Here is a 16,823-nt window from a genome sequence, read left to right on the forward strand (position 1 = left end):
CCGCTAGGCCCGCAGGGCCCGTAGCAAAGCTAGGTGGGGGTCAAACCCCGACCCTCAAGGACACTCGATCGTCTCGGCCTCAGCCACCAACTGCCCATCCGAGACGCTCACCACGCTGGCGGTGATCGCTTCTTCCCCGACGCCCGATCCGCAATTGTCAAGATAGACTTCGGGCAGGTCCTGAATGACCTCGGCAACACCTTCCGCAAGCTTGACGACGCTGAGCCCCATGCCCAGCGTGCCCATGTTGTAGAAACTTCCTTCCAGAACCACTTCGTCGATGCCGTCGCCATCCACATCCACCGCCGTTATCGGTCGGGCGAAGGCAAGGTCCTCTAGGCTCCAGCTTTCCCCGGCGCGTCGTCCTCGATGATGACGATGCGCTGGTTGAGTTCAGGAAAAGGATCGCTCGCCATCGGCACATCGTCGCTGACCACATAGGCGACCTGCTCGGCACCCGCCTCGGAAAACGCGCCGCGCACCTCCCCCAGAACCACCACGCCATCGCCGATCGTCGCGGCGATGTCGGACCACTGCTCGGGCTCGGCAAAGCCAACCGCTGCAGGATCACGATAGTCGATGACGACCTGCGCCAAGGCAGGCGTAGCCAAGACAATGCTCAGCGAAACGGCAGCAATAACGGGCTTCAACATGAAATTCTCCTTGTGTGGCGGCAGCTAAGCTCGCACTCAAGGCAAGATTACGTCCGCGTGAAGAAGCCATCGACAAGCGCGAGAGCCGCCTCGACATCGTCGTCGCCGACATCAAGATGCGTCACCCAACGCTGCTGGCCGTAACGTCCGGTAATGCCGACGCCATGCTGGGCAAGATACGGCGTCAGTTGCTCACCTGTTTCGCTGCCCATATCGACCCAGACGATATTGCTGTCGGGCATCGTCACGCGCAGCGCCTCATGCCGCGCCAAGCCTTCGGCCAATCGCTTTGCCCGGCGATGATCGTCCGCCAGCCGCACCACATTGTGCTCGAGCGCATAAAGCCCGGCAGCCGCTAGAATGCCCGACTGCCGCAACCCGCCACCCAGCATCTTCCGATTGCGCCGTGCCGTGTCGATCAGGTCCTGCCGTCCCACCAGCACCGACCCCACCGGCGCCCCAAGCCCCTTCGACAGGCAGATCGACACCGTATCGAACGGCGCTACGAAACTCCTGATATCAAGCCCTAGCACGCTGCTGGCATTGAACGCCCGCGCCCCATCGAGATGCAGGCCCAGGCCATGCCGCTGGGCAATGTCGGCAACGGACTGCATATAGCTCACCGGCAGAACGCGGCCACCAAAAGTGTTCTCGAGCGCGATCACCCGTGTCGTCGCAAAATGGCTGTCGCTGCCATCCTTGATCGCACTCTCGATATCGCCGAGCGCCATCGTGCCGTCCGCCTGGTGTGCGATCGGCTGCGGCTGGATCGAGCCGAGCACTGCCGCCCCGCCCGCCTCGTACTTGTAGCAATGCGCATTCTGCCCGGCGATGAACTCATCGCCACGCCCGCAATAGCTCATCAGCGCCAAAAGATTGGACATGGTCCCGGAGCTGACAAACAGCGCCGCATCCTTGCCCAGGAGACCCGCCATTTTCTGTTCCAGCAGGTTGACGGTCGGATCGTCGCCGAAGACGTCATCCCCACGTCCGCCGCCGCCATGGCCGCGCGCATACCCGCGCTTGGCTTGGTGACGGTATCAGATCGGAAATCATGGCGAATGGCGTTCATTCTGGCCCCTTCAGATAGGCAAAATCGCGGTGCTGACGCCTCCCTCCCCTAGAGGGGGAGGGTAGCGACGCTCAGGTCCGCAAGGACCCTAGCAAAGCTGGGTGGGGTGGAGCCACAGGCTAAACTGCAGGCCGTCGCACCACAACCAGAATACCGGTGATCGGCGAGCCGCGATCCATCCTGAGGTCGGCGGTTTCATAGCGCAGGATTTTTAGCCCGGCAGCCAAAAGTGCCTCCCGTGTGGCCGCGACGCCATGGGCATAACGAAGGCTTGGGCGCAGGAAAAGCGCCTCTTCCCCGTCATGGGCTTCGAGCGAAAATGCTGCCAGCCCACCGGGCCGCAACGCCGGCACCATCGCCGCCAACACCGGCTCGATGGCTCCGCAATAGATCAGGACGTCCGCAGCAGTCACGAGATCGAGGTCTTCCCGATGCTCCTGCAGCGCAGCAACCAGTTCGGCTTTCCCCAGCCGATCGTAGATATTCTTTTTGCCGTCTCGGCGATCATCGCCGCCGAGATGTCGATGCCTTCCAATGTCTCGACACGGCTGCGCAGGCGTTCGCCCATCAGCCCGGTACCACAGCCAAGATCGAGCGCGATCGCAAACTTCGCTATCGCCAGCCGCGACATTTCTTCTTCGATCAACGTCCCCAGCAGGTCCGGAACGCGATAGCCGAGTTTGCCCACCAGCGATTGCTCGAACTGCGGGGCATATTGGTCGAACAGCGCTTCGACATAGCCGATCGCGGTCCCCTCGCCGGCCGGTCCCGCCCCATGCGCAGCAAGTTTCAGCCGCGCGCCAAATACGCCCTCATCGTCCAGCGCCTCGAGCTTTCGCCAGGCCGAAATGGCCGCCGCGACATTGCCCGCCTTGTCGTGAAAACCACCGGCAAGGTCCCATCCGCCGGCCCAGTCCGGCGCAATGTCCAGCGCCTGTTCCATCAACTCGGCCGCCGCGGCGTGGTCACCGCTTTCAGCCAGCATGCGGGCATAATCCGCGCGCCGGTCGGCGATCACGTCGCCGGAAGAATAGGACGCCTTTATCAAGACGAATGCTTTCGGAAGAACCGGCCCTGCTGGCGCGGCGCGCGGGGATTTGCCTTAAAGGCTCTCGGTTTGCAAGTAATTTGCCTGCATGCCGGCGATGTGCGTTTTTGGCTCTTCCGCCGAGAGCGTTTGTCTCTACAATGGGCGTGCTGATCGGCTCCTCCTGCCGACCCCGCCTCTGCGCCGCGTCGCCTCTCGCGAACGGCGCCCGGACCCCTCCCGGCCCGGAAACTGTAAGACACTGAACCGCTGCGCCCTCGTCAAACTATGGTTTCGACGGGTGTTTTGTCATGTGTAAACGAGATATTGATGCACCCGAAATTTCGGGTTACGCTCCCGCCATCGAATATTGCGGCCGATCGATCTAAAGACGCGAAGACCATTCGCAACTGCTGACGCCATCTTCCGATGTTTCGATATCATCTTGGTTCCGGCCGGTGCTTGGCTGGAACCGCACCAGCAGCGACTGCACGAGGGAACGCGCATCATGGCAACTGGCACCGTTAAGTGGTTCAACGGCCAAAAAGGCTATGGCTTTATTCAGCCGGACGAGGGTGGGGCGGACGTTTTCGTCCACATCTCCGCCGTTCAGCGTTCGGGCATGAATGGCCTCGATGAAGGCCAGAAGATCAACTACGAGATCGTCAAGGACAAGCGGACCGGCAAATCTGCCGCCGACAACCTGACCGCCTCCTGATCGAGACCGCAGAACGAAGAAGGGCGCGTTCTGGAGGGCGCGCCCTACTTTCTGGGCTAAGCCCGGCGCATTGCAAAGCCATGTGGACTGCCTATCTATGAGGCGCTGCCCGGCTTGACCGCAGGGCAGCTTGAAGGCAAGTTTACGCATCTCCTCGAAAACGTCGTGCGCTGCAAGCCAACGAAGTTTGGCGGGGAGTACCCATGCCGGCCGAATGGCCCAGGACATGGACAGCAACGAGTTTACCCATGTGACGCGGCCCGAAAGGCTTGCCGCGCGCATGGATTTTATTTTGCCGAACCAGGATGGAGGCAGTTTTGGACAAAGTTCCGATGACCGTACAGGGTCACAAGGCCCTCAGCGCCGAGTTTGAGCACCGCACCAGCAACGAGCGCCGCCGCATCATCGATGCGATCGCCGAAGCGCGCGCCCATGGTGACCTTTCCGAAAACGCTGAATACTCGGCCGCCAAAGAACAGCAGAGCCTAAACGAAGGCCGCATCAAGGAACTCGAGACCCTGCTCGCTTTGGCCGACATCATCGATGTCACCAAGCTCAGCGGCGACAAGGTCAAGTTCGGCGCCACTGTCACTTACATCGACGAAGACACCGAAGAAGAAAAAACCTACCAGGTCGTCGGTGACCCGGAAGCCGACGCTTCGGCCGGTCGCATCTCGATCTCGTCCCCGATCGCCCGCGCCATGATCGGCAAGGAAGAAGGCGATTCGTTTGAAGTCGCTGCTCCCGGCGGCTCGCGCAGCTACGAGATCGTCAAGATCCGCTATATCTGACGCCGGTTTCTTGGGCGTTTGCCCATTAAGCTGTGCGTTTTTGGTGCAGCAGGGCGCGGCAATAAGGCGCCGCTGCTGGTTTGCCTTGAAACTGCGCCCCTTCGGCCTTTAACTAGGGACGAGGGAGTTTTTGACCTTTGGAGAGCGTTGCGATGCACGCGAAAGTCATCATCATCGGTTCCGGCCCGGCCGGCTATACCGCTGCCATCTATGCGGCGCGTGCAATGCTTGAACCCGTGATGATCCAGGGGCTGCAGCCCGGCGGCCAGTTGACCATCACCACCGATGTCGAAAACTATCCCGGCTTTGCCGATGTCATCCAGGGCCCCTGGCTCATGGAACAGATGCAGGCGCAGGCCGAGCATGTCGGCACCCGCATGGTCAACGACATCATCACCGCTGTCGATTTCGACCACCGTCCCTTCCGCCTCCACGGCGATAGCGGCACGGTCTACACCGCCGATAGCCTCATCATTTGCACCGGCGCGCAGGCAAAATGGCTGGGCCTGCCATCGGAGCAAAAGTTCCAGGGCTTTGGCGTCTCCGCCTGCGCCACCTGCGACGGCTTTTTCTATCGCGGCAAGCAGGTGCTGGTGGTCGGCGGCGGCAATACCGCGGTCGAGGAAGCACTCTTCCTCACCAACTTCGCCGAAAAGGTCATCATGGTGCACCGTCGCGACGAGTTCCGCGCCGAACGCATCCTGCAGGAACGCCTCTTTAAGCACCCCAAGATCGAAGTGCGCTGGAACACCGAAGTCGTCGAAGTGGAAGGCACCAACATGCCGCCCTCGGTCAACGCGGTCACCCTGCGCGATCGCACCAGCGGCCGCACCTATGAACAGCCGATCGACGGCGTCTTCGTCGCCATCGGCCACGCTCCGGCAACGTCCATCTTTGCCGGCAAGCTCGACATGAAGCCAGGCGGCTACCTGCAGGTCAAACCGGGCACGACCGAAACCAACATCCCCGGCGTCTTTGCCGCCGGTGACGTTACTGACGACGTTTATCGCCAAGCCATCACTGCCGCCGGCATGGGCTGCATGGCCGCCCTGGACGCCGAGCGCTATCTTGCCGAACACGAACTTGCGGAAGCAGCGGAATAAATGTTTCTGATAAGCCATTCCACCGTCACAATTTCTGCGCGACGGTCGCTTAAGGCACTGGGAACAATAAGAGCTGGCTGAGGGGCCACGAGGGGAAACATGCTCGACTGGGACAAGCTCCGGATATTTCACACCGCCGCCGAGTCGGGCAGTTTTACCCATGCCGCCGAAAAGCTCTCCATGAGCCAGTCGGCCGTCAGCCGGCAGATCTCGGCGCTCGAGGACGACCTTGGGCTGAAACTCTTCATCCGCCACGCCCGCGGCTTGGTTCTGACCGAAGTCGGCGAACAGCTCTTCCGCACCGCCCATCGCATGCATTGGGAATTGCAGCAGGTCGAAACGCAGATGTCCGAATCCCAGGACGTCCCCACCGGCCCGCTGATCGTCACCACCACGGTCGGTATCGGCTCGACCTGGCTGAGTTCGCGCCTTGACGAATTCCTGCGCCTCTACCCGCTGATCCAGCTCGAAATCCGCCTCAACGACGCCGAGCTTGATCTTGCCATGCGCGAGGCCGACGTCGCCATTCGTCTCCACCGGCCTAACCAGTCGGAGATGATCCAGCGCAAGCTCTTCACCGTTCACAACCACTTCTATGCCAGCAAGGCCTATGTGGCCGAGCACGGCACGCCGCGTACAGCCGAAGAATTGGACAATCACCGCATCATCAGCTTTGGCGAGCCGGTGCCGTCCTACCTGGGCGACATCAACTACCTCGAGCGCATGGGCCGCTCCGATTCCAGCCCCCGCCGCGCTGCCCTGCGCGTCAACGCCATTAACGGCATGATGCAGGCCTGCCGCGCCGGCATCGGCATTGCCATGCTTCCGGCCTATGTCACCGAAAAAGAAGATGGCCTGGTCGAAGTCCTGCCCGACACCGAGCTTCCGGCCTACGAGGCCTATTTCGTTTATCCGCCGGCGCTGAAGAACTCCAAACGCGTCGGCGTCTTCCGCGATTTTCTCGTCAGCAAGGCGCGCGAGTGGAGCTTCTAGGCTCGCGCCGCTTTTCGCGTCAGCCCGCTTAATATCATATCAAGGCCGCGGCAGCCGGTCGCACCTGCCCAAGGTCCTTTGATTCACAACGATTTTTCGACGCCACATGCGCGTCGCGCATATCGGACATGCCTCACACCTGCTTGGTAATCCGATGTGCTGCCCATATATGCATCACCAGCACGGCGGATGTTTCTCCTCCCTCCCTTGCGTCCGCTGCGTTCCCTCCTGACAGATCCTGTATCTGTTACCCTTGATGGCTCCGCTCCCCTCAGCGGAGCCATCTTCTTTTCCCCTTTACCCTTCCGCTAAAACGCATGGCTGGCATGTCCGCTGGGCGATTGCTCACCGGCCGGGCACAGTTCATACATGTCCTCGTTGCTGAGGCGCGCTCCGATCTCCTCCTCCCTTCGGACTCCGCATCGCGACACCGAGCCAAGGATCATTTCCTCCTCCCTTGATCCGAGGTTCACCGGCAGAGCGCATATCCTCCTCCCTTGCGCCCTGCCCCACTTTCGACCTGGCTCCGCCGGTCATCAGGCCCCATCTCCGGATGGGGCCTTTTTTCTATGCGGTTCTGCCTAAAAAGTGGACAGCTTGTCGCTGTGCCTATTGCATAGCTCCTATGACCACTTCTCCATTGTGGACCAAACGGTCAAAATCTATATTGGCTTTGTCGCTGGTGAAGCCGCTCCGTATCCTCCTCCCTCGGACCCGCTTCTTGCGACACTGGATCGAAGCCGAATCCTCCTCCCTCGGCGACGGTCCACCGGTCTGGGCAAATCCTCCTCCCTTGCTCCGGACCATTACTTTCGATTTGGCTTCGGCCCTATCATCAGGCTCCAACTTCGGTTGGAGCCTCTTTTGCCGCCGCTTTTGCATGGCAGCTTTTCTCATTCAGCGTTTGCGGCGCGGTCAAGCCAGCACGATAGTGGCTGCAAAGCGGGTCGTGGTGCCCCGCTCCTCCAAGGTCATCGGCTCTGCCGCAGGCCTATGGCCCCGCCCCTCCCCTCGGGCGGGGCCTCTTTGTTTCTAGCGTTTGGTGGCAAACCAGATCACGTGCCGCGCTCCGCGACCTGTCGAACGCGCCCGCACCGCAAGCTCCTCAACCGCCATGCCGGTCTGCGTCAGCCGCCGGGTAAACTGCCCGTCCCGCGCCGACGACCACACCGCCAGATGTCCGCCAGCCGTCAAAGCCGCTTTCGCCACGGCAAGTCCCCGAGCGCTATAGAGCCGGTCATTGTCCGGTCGCGACAGCCCGTCCGGTCCATTGTCGACGTCGAGCAGGATTGCGTCGAACGGCTTGCCGGACTCGATTGCCGTCCCGACATCGCCCTCAAAGATTGTCACCCGTCCATCATCGAGGCTCGTTCCGTGGATCGCCGCCAACGGCCCGCGCGCCCAGGCGACGACTTCCGGCACCAGTTCGGCGACGACGATCTCGGCGCCTTCGCCAAAATGCACCAGCGCCGCCCGCAGCGTAAATCCCATACCCAGCCCGCCGATCAGCACGCGCGGCCTGGGCCGTCCGGCCAGCCGCTCCGCCGACAAGATGGAAAGCTGCTCTTCCGAGCCGCTCAACCGGCTGTTCATCAGCTCGGTCGTGCCGGACATGATCGAAAACTCGCTGCCCCGCTGCATGAGCGTGAGCGGTCCACCCCTGGCATTACCGTTTCACCGAGCTTTATCCAGGGCAGCATAAACCAACTCCGTCTCGCTTCGCCCTGCCCTACCAGCAAGCCGCCGATCGGTTCAAGCAAGCCGACGGTTACGGCGGTTCCCCTTCCTCGAGAGAATAAATTTACACGGGGTTGCTCCGACCAGCCGCTCATCCGGGAACCACGAGCGTTCCATCACATTCCCTAATCACTCGCGTGGAGCCGATGGCTGCAACGCCTTAAGAGGAGCATTTAAGATGGATCAGAACAATTCCGGTGTGACCGGTGCTGGCGGATCGTCGATCGAGCAGCAGGCCAAAAACGACTTCGCCGAAGCCAAAAGCAATCTTCAGCACGATCTGGGTTCGGTGACCGACAAGGCCAAGGAAGATGTCCAGACGCTGAAGAGCGAAGCGCAGGCCCAGGTCAGCGCCGTTGCCGATCAGGCCAAGTCCTTCGCTGGCGAGCAGGTCGAAAAGGCTCGCTCCTTTGCCAGCGAGCAAAAGGATTTCGCCGCATCGCAAGTCACCGGCATCGCTGCCGCCATCGGCAAGGTCGCCGATGAACTCGAAGGCGATCAGTCGACGACCGCGCGCTACGCCCGCGATCTGGCCAACAATCTCGGCAAATTCGGCAAGAACATCGAAGGCAAGGATGTCGATCAGCTGATGGGCATGGCCCAGCAGTTCGGCCGCAGCCAGCCGCTCGCCTTCCTCGGCGCCGCCGCGCTGGCCGGTTTCGTTGCGGCTCGCTTCGCCGGTGCGTCCGCGCACCGCGCCACCAAGTCGTCCAACACCACTGGCAACGGCAACAGCTATGGCAGCTCGACGTCCGGCTCGAACTACGGTTCCGGCTCGACTGGCTCCAGCACCTATGGCTCTGGCTCCACTGGTTCAGGCTCTTACGGTTCCGGCTCGGCTAGCTCCAACACTTATGGCTCGGGCTCAACCGGTTCGTCCTATGGCTCGGGCTCCTCGAGCACCGGCTATGGTTCGTCCTCGACCGGCTCCAGCTCCACCGGCTCCAGCTCCTTTGGTTCTGCCTCGTCCGACTCGTCGACCGGCAGCACCTACGGCCAGCCAAAGAACAATTTCTAAGGGAACGCCAACATGTCTCAAGTTAATGAAGGCCGCCCACTGGCCGAACTGCTTGGTGGTCTCGTCAGCGACATCTCTGGCCTCTTCCGCAAGGAAATCCAGCTGGCCAAGGCCGAAACCTCCGAAAAGGTCGGCGAAATCCTCGGTGGCGTCATTTCGATCGCCATCGGTGGCGTGCTGGCCCTCGGTGCTCTGGGTGTCCTGCTCAGCGGCCTCGTGACCCTGATCGCCTCGTTCTTCGTGAACCAGGGCTTGGATCCGACGCTGTCCAACGCCATCGGCGCTGCGATCGTCACCATCGTCGTCGGCATCATCGCCTACGTGTTCATCAACCGCGGCATTGCCACCTTCAAAGCCTCCAACCTCAACCTCAAGCGCACGACGGCCTCGCTTGGCCGCGACGCCGACATCGTCAAGGAGCGCCTCTAAATGGCCTACGATAGCGACAACAAAAGCGCCGCCGAACTGCAGCGCGAAGTCGAGCAGCAGCGCAGCCGGCTGGAAGACCGCATCGATCAGATTCAGGAAAAGCTGTCTCCCGGCCAGCTGGTCGACGAGCTCCTGAACTACACTAAGGGTGGTGGCGGCGAGTTCATCTCGAGCCTCCAGAAGAACGTCACCGCGAACCCGCTTCCGGTCGCTCTTCTCGGCGTCAGCCTCGCTTGGCTTATCGCCAAGCCCAGCTCCTCGCAGCCGTCCTATAGCTCCTCGTCGAGCAGCGACCGCGATTGGGACAACAGCATCAATAACCGTCGCGGCTACAGCGCCTATGAAGACGACGAGGATTATCCCGTTGCCATCATCACCGGCTCGAGCCTGCAGCGCGTCTCCAACCAGGCCGACGAATCCGGCAATCACTTCAGTGAATTTCTGGACGATGCCGGTAAGAAGTATCGCGCCGCATCCGACACGGCCGGTCGCCGCGCTGGTCACTTCATCGACGAGACCGGCAAGCGCTACAAGGGTTTCACCAATGCTGCGGGCAACCGCGTGGAAGAATTCCGCGACGAAGCCGGCAACCTCCTCGATGAAGCCACTGGTTGGGCCAACCATACCTGGCAGCGTGCCCGCGAAATGCTGCACGATGCACAGGATGCCATTAGTGGCGCCAGCCAGGCCGGTCGCTCCCGCGTCAGCCATGCTGCAGGCAGCGCTGCCAGCCGTGCTGGCAGCCTGGGCAGTCAGGTGAATGGCCAGTTGGGTTCGCTTAACGAGACCATCATCGCCCAGTTCCGCGATCAGCCGCTGGTCGCCGGTGCCCTGGCCTTTGCTGCCGGTGCAGCCTTTGGTGCTGCCCTGCCGCATACCGAGCAGGAAGATGCGATCCTCGGCGAAGCCGCCGACCAGGTCAAATCCAAGGCCGCCGAACAGGCTCACGACATCTATGACCAGGGCCGCGAGAAGGCGACCGAAGTCTATAGCGATGTCGCCGAGCGCGCTGGCGAGGTCTACAACCAGGTTAAGTCCGGCGTCACCGACGTTGCGTCGAGCATCAATTCGAATACGAGCACGAGCAACAACACCGGAAACGTGTAATAATCATCGGGCGGAGGGCTATAGCTCTCCGCCTTTTCTCGGGGGCATGAGTGACATCGTCAGACGAAAGCTTCGCCAATGAGCGTGGCAAGGGCCGGAGCGCCAATGCACCGGTGCACATTCCCCTTCGTGGCTGGCGAGACATCATCTGGCGCCTTTACAGCAACTTCAACGACAGCCGCATCTTGCTGACCGCCGCCGGCGTCACCTTCTACCTGCTATTGTCTCTCGTCCCTACCCTCACGGCCTTCGTCTCGCTCTACGGCCTCTTCAACGACCGCGCCAGCGTCTTGAACCAGGTGCAGCTTCTTGTAGGCATCGTGCCTCCCGGCGCACTTGAAGTTCTGCAGGACCAGCTGACCCGCCTGGTCGGCGAAAAGAACACCACGCTCGGCTGGACATTCCTCGTGGCGCTTGCCATTGCGCTCTGGAGCGCCAGCGCCGGGGTCAAGGCTTTGTTCGAAGCCATGAATATTGCCTATCACGAGCGCGAAGAGCGCTCCTTCATAACTCAACCTGACCGGCCTTGCCTTCACGCTCGTCGCTGCTGTCGCTGCCGTACTTGTCCTGACCGTGGTTGTGTTCATGCCCGTCTTCGTGGACATCCTGCCCGGCGAAAACGTGGAATGGGCTGTCCGCATCGGCAGCTATGCCGTCATGCTGGTCGTTATTTCTCTTCTGATTGCCGCGCTTTACCGCTGGGGCCCGAGTCGTGAACAGGCAAAGTGGCGCTGGATCACCCCCGGCACTGCGCTATCGGTCTTTGCGCTCGGTGCCGGCTCGGTGGGCTTTTCCTGGTACGTCGCCAACTTTTCCAACAACAACGCTACCTATGGTTCACTTGGCGCTGTTATCGGTCTAATGACCTGGATGTGGATTTCCACAACCCTCGTCATCATCGGCGCCGTCCTGAACTCGGAAATCGAGCACCAGACCGCCCTCGACACCACGACTGGCCCAACCAAGCCCCTCGGCAGCCGCGGCGCTTTCGTGGCCGATACAGTCGGCGCCTCTGTCCCGCACGAGGACAATGACCTGCCCAAGCTCGAACCACGAGACCGCAAGCGGGTATCTTGGGGCTCGCTGGCTTTCGCCCTCCCCGCTGCCCTCGTCATGTCCGCGACGCAGCGAAAGCAGCGCTAAAATTCTTGGGTTCGAAGTGTCGAATCCAGTGCCCCTGATCCGTCTGAGATCCGGGCAGTGGGACGCTGCATTTGGAGCTTTGAAATGAAACTGGCCGGTTGGATCCTCAGCGTGGTGGTCGCGCTTTTTCTCGCGGGCGCATCGGCGGTGCCGAAATTTATGGGACTGCAGGCGGCCATCGAGCCGATGACCGTGGTCGGCTGGCCGGTCAAATACATGGTGCTGATCGGCGCCATCGAGGTCGGATGCATGATCCTGTTCCTCATCCCGCGCACGGCCCTGCTTGGCGCAGTTCTCACCACTGGCCTCCTTGGCGGCTCCCTCGCAGCCAACCTGCGGGTCGACAATCCCCTGTTCAGCCACACCTCTTCAGCATCTATCTGGGCCTCGCCGTCTGGCTTGCCCTTTGGCTGCGCGAAGAAAAACTCCGCGCCGTCTTCCCAATCGTGCGCTGAACAGCCGGTTACGCGATTTTACGGACTGTCAGCAGTTTGCGTCTAAGCTCCGGGCCATGGCGCTCAAATTCGCGGAAGATTCGGTAAATCTGTCTGAGATCGGCTTTCTCGTGGCCGATCCCAGCGACCTATACCGCGAGCTCTTCCGTCGCCTGCTTTACGGCTTTGGCGCCAAAAAGGTCATGGAAGCCCGCGACACCCAAACCGCGCGGCGCTTGATGATCGATCGCGGCGTTGATTTTCTGATCTGCTCCGCCGACCTACCGACCCTTGGCGCGCTCAACCCGCCGGGCAGCGGCCTCGCCTTCGTCAAATCCATCCGCCTCGACACCAAGCACCCCCAGCGCGCCATCCCCATGATCATCACCATGGGCACCGCGCGCCGTGTCTCGGTGGGCCAGTCGCGCGACAGCGGCGTCAACTTCGTGCTCTCGAAGCCGGTTTCGCCTGCCGTCCTTTATGACCGCATCAACTGGATCGCCCGCAGCCCGCGACCCTTCTGGGAAAGCAAAAGCTATTTTGGTCCCGACCGGCGCTTCCGCGAAGTCGATTTCACCAACACGCCCAAACGCCGCCAGTCCGACACCACCAAAGCCGAGAGCGCCGATGTCTGATGAAGCCCATGGCCGCTTGGTCGAGATCAAGACCAAGTTCTACAACGAAGCGGTAAAGCCCGGTGGCGTCAGCCGCAGCGGCGCCCAAACTGCCGCTACGCGCTCGGTCACCGCGGTCAAGCTCCAGGTCGAACAACAGCTCGACGCCTGCGTCACCCCGCTTGCCGACGCCCTCCGCAACTGGCCCATCGCCGACATGGCCAAATCCTGCGAGCAGGCGAGCCAGGTGCGCGATCTTGCCGGCCTCGCCGACATGCACCTTCTGACCGAAGTCGCCATGCACAGCTTCGATTGCCTCGATGCCGTCCTCATCGACGGCGCCGGCATGGAACGCGCAGAAGCGGTCTGTTACGCCGATGCGCTGGTCTTCGCCCGCCAGCACCGTGGCAGCAATCTTGAGCTCTTTCGGCCCCTGCTCAAGGATCTCGAAAGCCTGACGACCCTCGTCATCCAGCGCAACAAGAAAACCGCTTAGTAGACCCGGATCGAAGATAGGTTCTTGCGCAGATAGGGGTCGATGGCCGGCTGGCTTTCGACAATCCGCTCGCAATAGGACTGGAAGAACCGGTCGCGGCAGATGGCGGCGCTGGTCGGCGTCACCACTTGGATCGAGGAAATCTGGTTGTCCCAGCCCCAAAGCGCCAGGTCCTGGAACACGTCACCCGTATCGGCGCAGAAATACTGGCCGGTGTAATTGGTGCCGGTGTAAAAGCACATCGCCCCGCCGGCGAGATCGCGCTGCGGCGCGTCGGGATCGAGGATCGGCCAATAGGGATCCTTGCCGAAATCGATCGCGCCATTCGTCGTCCAGCCGCGGCCTCCCGGACCATCCACATTGCACCAGAGCTTCTGACAACGCAGGATCTTGATCTCCACCTTGCCTGGGATCTCGCCAACGATCGCGTATTCGCTGCCCGGGCCGGAATGAAGCGTCAGCGGCGCCCTGCTCCAGCCATGGCTCCCCGACTCCGAAAGCGCCATGCCGGGTGTGGCAGGCACAAGGGCAACGATCAGGGCGAGTGCGAGAGCAAACAGCGAGCGCATGACAACGACTTTCCACAAAGCATGGCGCGAACTTAGCCGCTCAGAGCGCCCGATGCAAAAGCAAAGCGCCGCCCCATTGGGACGGCGCTCGCATAACTTAGTGCTGCGATTAACGAACGCGAACCGAAGCGCTGTAATCGTCGAGATCGCCCAGCGAGTTGGCGCCGGTCGTATATGTGCGGCAACCGCGATAGTTCTCGTCGGTGCAGATCTGAACGCTCAGGCCCGACGGATTGTCGATCGAAGAAAACGGTCGGCCCAGTCGCCAAGATCGCGCAGGCCCGCACCCTGCTCGAGGCAGAAGCTGGCGCCACGGAGGCGCGTGCGATCGTAGAAGCACACGTCTTCATAGACCGGTTGCACGACGGGCGGGCGCGGGCCCGGACGCGGCGGTTGAGGCTGCGGCTGCTGGCCGACGCCGAAGTTGATCGACGGACCACCCGGCACGTTGATGCCGAAATTAATGCCCGGCTGCTGAGCCTGGCCAGCGCCACCGCTTACATACTGGGACGATACCCAGCCATCCGGACCGGGCTTGCTGACATAGCACCACGAACCCTGGCACTGCTGCACATCCACTGCCGTACCGGCACGAGCGGTGTCGACGACGCCATAGTTCGTGCCTGGACCGGAACGCACGTTGACGTTTTGCGTAATGGTGCCGGGAGCAACCTGCGCGGCAGGCAGGAACACGACGACGGCAGCGGCGGCAACGGCAACGCCGGTAGCCAGATTGACGATTTTCTTGCGAGTTTGACGGTGCATTTTCTAGCTCCCTTTACTGGCGAACCGGCTCCGATCACCGGAGCAACGCTTGCGGCTGCCGAGCACTTTGTTTGTGACCAGAGAAACGGAGCCGGCTTCAAAAGGGTTCCGGCTGGGCTCTTCAAGTCGTAATCGCAGTTAATCGCTTGCTGGCTGAATGGGAGCTGAACGGTTACTCGGCGGCGATGGCGCGCTTCTGTCCGTTTTCATCGAGCGACACATAAACAAAACGCGCTTCGGTCACCTGCTGGCGATCGTCCAGCCGGTTGCGCCGCACCCACGCTTCGATGCCCACCGTGACCGACGTCGTCCCCACCCGTTCGATGCGCGTATAGACGCAGAGCACGTCGCCGACCTTGACCGGCGCGATAAAGGTCATGGCCTCCACCGCCACCGTCACCACACGGCCGCGCACCCGCTCGACTGCGGCGATGGCACCGGCAATATCCATCTGGCTCATCACCCAGCCGCCAAAAATATCGCCGGCCGGATTGGTGTCGGCCGGCATGGCCAGCGTGCGAATGGTGAGGCTGCCCTGCGGCCCGGTCGTGGTCTTTTCCATCATGGTCCCTTTACGGGCCAGCGGCCGACCTCTTCTTCCCAGTGCTTGCGGCAGAGGGACAGGTAGACCGATTTTTCGATCGCCACCTGGTCGCCATCCGTGAGCACGCGCCCGTTCATATCCTGCCGCACCACCATCGTGGCCTTGGCCCCGCAGGTGCAGATGGTGCGAATTTCACGCAGCACGTCGGCAATCGCCAGAAGCTCCATCGAGCCCGGAAAGAGCTTGCCCTGGAAATCGGTGCGCAGCCCGAACGCCATCACCGGAATACGAAGCCGGTCGGCCACCCGCGCCAGTTGCCAGACCTGATCGCGCGTCAAAAACTGCGCTTCATCCACGAACACGCAATCGACCTTGGATTCTTCATCGAAGTCCCGCACCGATTGATAAAGGTCATCGTCGGCCGCAAAGAGCTCCGCCGGCTCGGAAATGCCAATGCGCGACGAGATCAACCCCACCCCATCCGCGACATACAGCGAGGAGGTGTAAAGCAGCGGCCGCATGCCGCGCTCGCGGTAGTTGTAGGCGGCCTGCAGCAGCAAGGTGGACTTGCCGGCGTTCATCGCCGCATAGGAAAAATAGAGCTTGGCCATGCCGAGGGTTGTGCGCCAGCTAGGGCTCGTGTGCGAGTGCAAAACCCGACGATCCCCAACAAAACGGATCGGCGTTCAGCCTCGGTTCAGACGCAATGGGGCCTGATCATCGTCATCAGTTCGGAGCGTATCATGACCGCCATCACTCGCCTCGCCCTCGCCGCCGCCCTCACGATCGGAGCCGCCTTGCCTGCCACGGCCGCCGCGCCCAATGGCGTCTGGGAGCTCAACACCAAGGACACGCGCTTTGCCTTGCAGCTTTGCGGCGACGGCACGCAATTGTGCGGCCAGCTGGTCTGGCTCTCCGACGCCGACTATAACGAGCAGTACAAGCCCTATCTCAATAAGCCGATGGCCACCGCCCTTCGTCCCGATGGCGCCAATCGCTGGAAAGGCAAGATGCAGCTCTTCGGCCACAGCTTTCAGGGCACCATCACCGCGCATAGCGACGAGCACATGACCATGTCCGGTTGCGCCTTCCTGGTCGTCTGCAAGACCTACGAAATGTACCTGGTCGCACCATGAAAGCAGCCGCCTGTCTCGGTCTGCTCCTCACGCTCGCGACGGTCGTGCCGGCCGTCGCCAGCCCGGTCGGCACCTGGGAAATCGAAATGCGCGACTCGCGCTATGACGTCGTCCTTTGCGGCGACGGCACCCAGCTTTGCGCCACGCTGATCTGGCTGGGCAACGGCGCCGACAGCCCGAACAACCTGCCCTATCTCAACACCATGATGATCGACCACGCCCGCCAGGTCGCGCCCGGCCGCTGGAAGGGCCAGCTCAGCATCTACGGCCAGCGCGCCGAAGGCACGATTACCCAGGTCAGCAACGACCAGATCACGCTCAAAGGCTGCGTGGCTTTCGTGCTCTGCAAGACCTACCAGATGTACCGCTACGGCCAGTAGCGACCACCCATCTACCCCACCCACCGGACGTCACCCCGGGCTCGACCCGGGGCCCATCCCGAAATCTCAAGATGGATCCCCGCCTTTGCGGGGA

The 16,823-nt window shown here is 61.8% G+C and carries 22 protein-coding genes and 2 pseudogenes; 14 read left to right on the top strand and 10 right to left on the bottom strand.

Annotated elements, in window-relative coordinates; genetic code table 11:
• Nucleotides 1–54: 54 nt before the first annotated feature.
• From G5575_RS11380 to G5575_RS20435, 5 genes are all read right to left on the bottom strand, one after another.
• Entirely contained in the window at nt 55–297 is a 243-nt protein-coding gene (locus tag G5575_RS11380; protein WP_164534412.1) for a hypothetical protein, read from the bottom strand.
• Nucleotides 298–335: 38 nt separating this feature from the next.
• The gene (locus tag G5575_RS11385; RefSeq protein ID WP_164534413.1) at nt 336–653 is read right to left on the bottom strand and encodes a hypothetical protein; all 318 of its coding nucleotides are present in this window, start codon (nt 651–653) and stop codon (nt 336–338) included.
• A gap of 47 nt (nt 654–700) precedes the next feature.
• The gene (ltaE, locus tag G5575_RS11390; RefSeq protein WP_235935925.1) at nt 701–1,588 is read right to left on the bottom strand and encodes a low-specificity L-threonine aldolase; all 888 of its coding nucleotides are present in this window, start codon (nt 1,586–1,588) and stop codon (nt 701–703) included.
• 256 nt (nt 1,589–1,844) lie between these two features.
• The gene (locus tag G5575_RS20430; RefSeq protein WP_235935926.1) at nt 1,845–2,138 is read right to left on the bottom strand and encodes a class I SAM-dependent methyltransferase; all 294 of its coding nucleotides are present in this window, start codon (nt 2,136–2,138) and stop codon (nt 1,845–1,847) included.
• On the bottom strand, nt 2,135–2,773 hold the full coding sequence (locus tag G5575_RS20435) for a methyltransferase domain-containing protein (RefSeq protein WP_235935927.1): 639 nt from the start codon (nt 2,771–2,773) through the stop codon (nt 2,135–2,137). The genes G5575_RS20430 and G5575_RS20435 overlap by 4 nt, the downstream gene beginning before the upstream one ends.
• 487 nt (nt 2,774–3,260) lie before the next feature.
• Here G5575_RS20435 and G5575_RS11400 point away from each other — a divergent pair, with 487 nt between their 5' ends.
• The 4 genes from G5575_RS11400 (at nt 3,261) to G5575_RS11415 (ending at nt 6,357) form a co-directional block, all read left to right on the top strand.
• The gene (locus G5575_RS11400) at nt 3,261–3,470 is read left to right on the top strand and encodes a cold-shock protein (protein WP_164534414.1); all 210 of its coding nucleotides are present in this window, start codon (nt 3,261–3,263) and stop codon (nt 3,468–3,470) included.
• 317 nt (nt 3,471–3,787) lie between these two features.
• Entirely contained in the window at nt 3,788–4,261 is a 474-nt protein-coding gene (greA, locus tag G5575_RS11405) for a transcription elongation factor GreA (RefSeq protein ID WP_164534415.1), read from the top strand.
• 152 nt (nt 4,262–4,413) lie between these two features.
• Complete coding sequence (gene trxB, locus G5575_RS11410) at nt 4,414–5,364, top strand: thioredoxin-disulfide reductase (RefSeq protein ID WP_164534416.1); 951 nt, start codon at nt 4,414–4,416, stop codon at nt 5,362–5,364.
• A gap of 99 nt (nt 5,365–5,463) precedes the next feature.
• Nucleotides 5,464–6,357, top strand: coding sequence for a LysR family transcriptional regulator (locus G5575_RS11415; protein WP_164534417.1), 894 nt, complete (start codon nt 5,464–5,466; stop codon nt 6,355–6,357).
• 1,032 nt (nt 6,358–7,389) lie between these two features.
• Here G5575_RS11415 and G5575_RS11420 read toward each other — a convergent pair.
• Nucleotides 7,390–8,057, bottom strand: a pseudogene (locus G5575_RS11420) (spermidine synthase).
• Nucleotides 8,058–8,272: 215 nt separating this feature from the next.
• On the opposite strand from G5575_RS11420, the gene G5575_RS11425 reads away from it, so the two are divergent.
• From G5575_RS11425 to G5575_RS11460, 8 genes and pseudogenes are all read left to right on the top strand, one after another.
• Entirely contained in the window at nt 8,273–9,112 is an 840-nt protein-coding gene (locus G5575_RS11425; RefSeq protein WP_164534418.1) for a hypothetical protein, read from the top strand.
• 12 nt (nt 9,113–9,124) lie between these two features.
• The gene (locus G5575_RS11430; protein WP_164534419.1) at nt 9,125–9,541 is read left to right on the top strand and encodes a phage holin family protein; all 417 of its coding nucleotides are present in this window, start codon (nt 9,125–9,127) and stop codon (nt 9,539–9,541) included.
• A complete protein-coding gene (locus tag G5575_RS11435) occupies nt 9,542–10,648 on the top strand; it encodes a DUF3618 domain-containing protein (RefSeq protein WP_164534420.1) in 1,107 nt (368 codons plus the stop codon). It begins immediately after the preceding gene.
• A 113-nt stretch (nt 10,649–10,761) separates the two neighbouring features.
• Nucleotides 10,762–11,103 (top strand): annotated as a pseudogene (locus G5575_RS22245) (YihY/virulence factor BrkB family protein); the annotation flags it as partial.
• A 124-nt stretch (nt 11,104–11,227) separates the two neighbouring features.
• Nucleotides 11,228–11,791: a YihY/virulence factor BrkB family protein gene (locus G5575_RS21150; RefSeq protein ID WP_328765970.1), complete on the top strand. Its 564-nt coding sequence runs from the start codon at nt 11,228–11,230 to the stop codon at nt 11,789–11,791.
• An 84-nt stretch (nt 11,792–11,875) separates the two neighbouring features.
• The gene (locus G5575_RS11450) at nt 11,876–12,292 is read left to right on the top strand and encodes a DoxX family protein (protein ID WP_235935928.1); all 417 of its coding nucleotides are present in this window, start codon (nt 11,876–11,878) and stop codon (nt 12,290–12,292) included.
• 10 nt (nt 12,293–12,302) lie between these two features.
• Complete coding sequence (locus tag G5575_RS11455) at nt 12,303–12,860, top strand: response regulator (protein WP_164534423.1); 558 nt, start codon at nt 12,303–12,305, stop codon at nt 12,858–12,860.
• Nucleotides 12,853–13,335 (top strand): hypothetical protein, encoded by a 483-nt coding sequence (locus G5575_RS11460; RefSeq protein ID WP_164534424.1) that lies wholly within the window; start codon nt 12,853–12,855, stop codon nt 13,333–13,335. Before G5575_RS11455 ends, G5575_RS11460 begins: the two co-directional genes overlap by 8 nt.
• Here the strand turns inward: G5575_RS11460 and G5575_RS11465 are convergent.
• The 4 genes from G5575_RS11465 to G5575_RS11480 form a co-directional block, all read right to left on the bottom strand.
• A complete protein-coding gene (locus G5575_RS11465) occupies nt 13,332–13,904 on the bottom strand; it encodes a peptidase inhibitor family I36 protein (RefSeq protein ID WP_164534425.1) in 573 nt (190 codons plus the stop codon). The two genes, G5575_RS11460 and G5575_RS11465, sit on opposite strands and share 4 nt — an antisense overlap.
• Before the next feature lie 219 nt (nt 13,905–14,123).
• On the bottom strand, nt 14,124–14,669 hold the full coding sequence (locus G5575_RS11470) for an SH3 domain-containing protein (protein WP_164534426.1): 546 nt from the start codon (nt 14,667–14,669) through the stop codon (nt 14,124–14,126).
• Nucleotides 14,670–14,841: 172 nt separating this feature from the next.
• Complete coding sequence (locus tag G5575_RS11475) at nt 14,842–15,231, bottom strand: acyl-CoA thioesterase (protein WP_235935929.1); 390 nt, start codon at nt 15,229–15,231, stop codon at nt 14,842–14,844.
• Entirely contained in the window at nt 15,231–15,824 is a 594-nt protein-coding gene (locus tag G5575_RS11480; protein WP_164534428.1) for a thymidine kinase, read from the bottom strand. The genes G5575_RS11475 and G5575_RS11480 overlap by 1 nt, the downstream gene beginning before the upstream one ends.
• Before the next feature lie 132 nt (nt 15,825–15,956).
• Here G5575_RS11480 and G5575_RS11485 point away from each other — a divergent pair, with 132 nt between their 5' ends.
• Both G5575_RS11485 and G5575_RS11490 read left to right on the top strand, forming a co-directional pair.
• A complete protein-coding gene (locus tag G5575_RS11485) occupies nt 15,957–16,349 on the top strand; it encodes a DUF2147 domain-containing protein (protein ID WP_164534429.1) in 393 nt (130 codons plus the stop codon).
• On the top strand, nt 16,346–16,729 hold the full coding sequence (locus G5575_RS11490) for a DUF2147 domain-containing protein (RefSeq protein ID WP_164534430.1): 384 nt from the start codon (nt 16,346–16,348) through the stop codon (nt 16,727–16,729). The genes G5575_RS11485 and G5575_RS11490 overlap by 4 nt, the downstream gene beginning before the upstream one ends.
• Nucleotides 16,730–16,823 lie beyond the last annotated feature (94 nt).

This window comes from Devosia aurantiaca, assembly GCF_011058215.1.
Lineage (GTDB): Bacteria > Pseudomonadota > Alphaproteobacteria > Rhizobiales > Devosiaceae > Devosia > Devosia aurantiaca.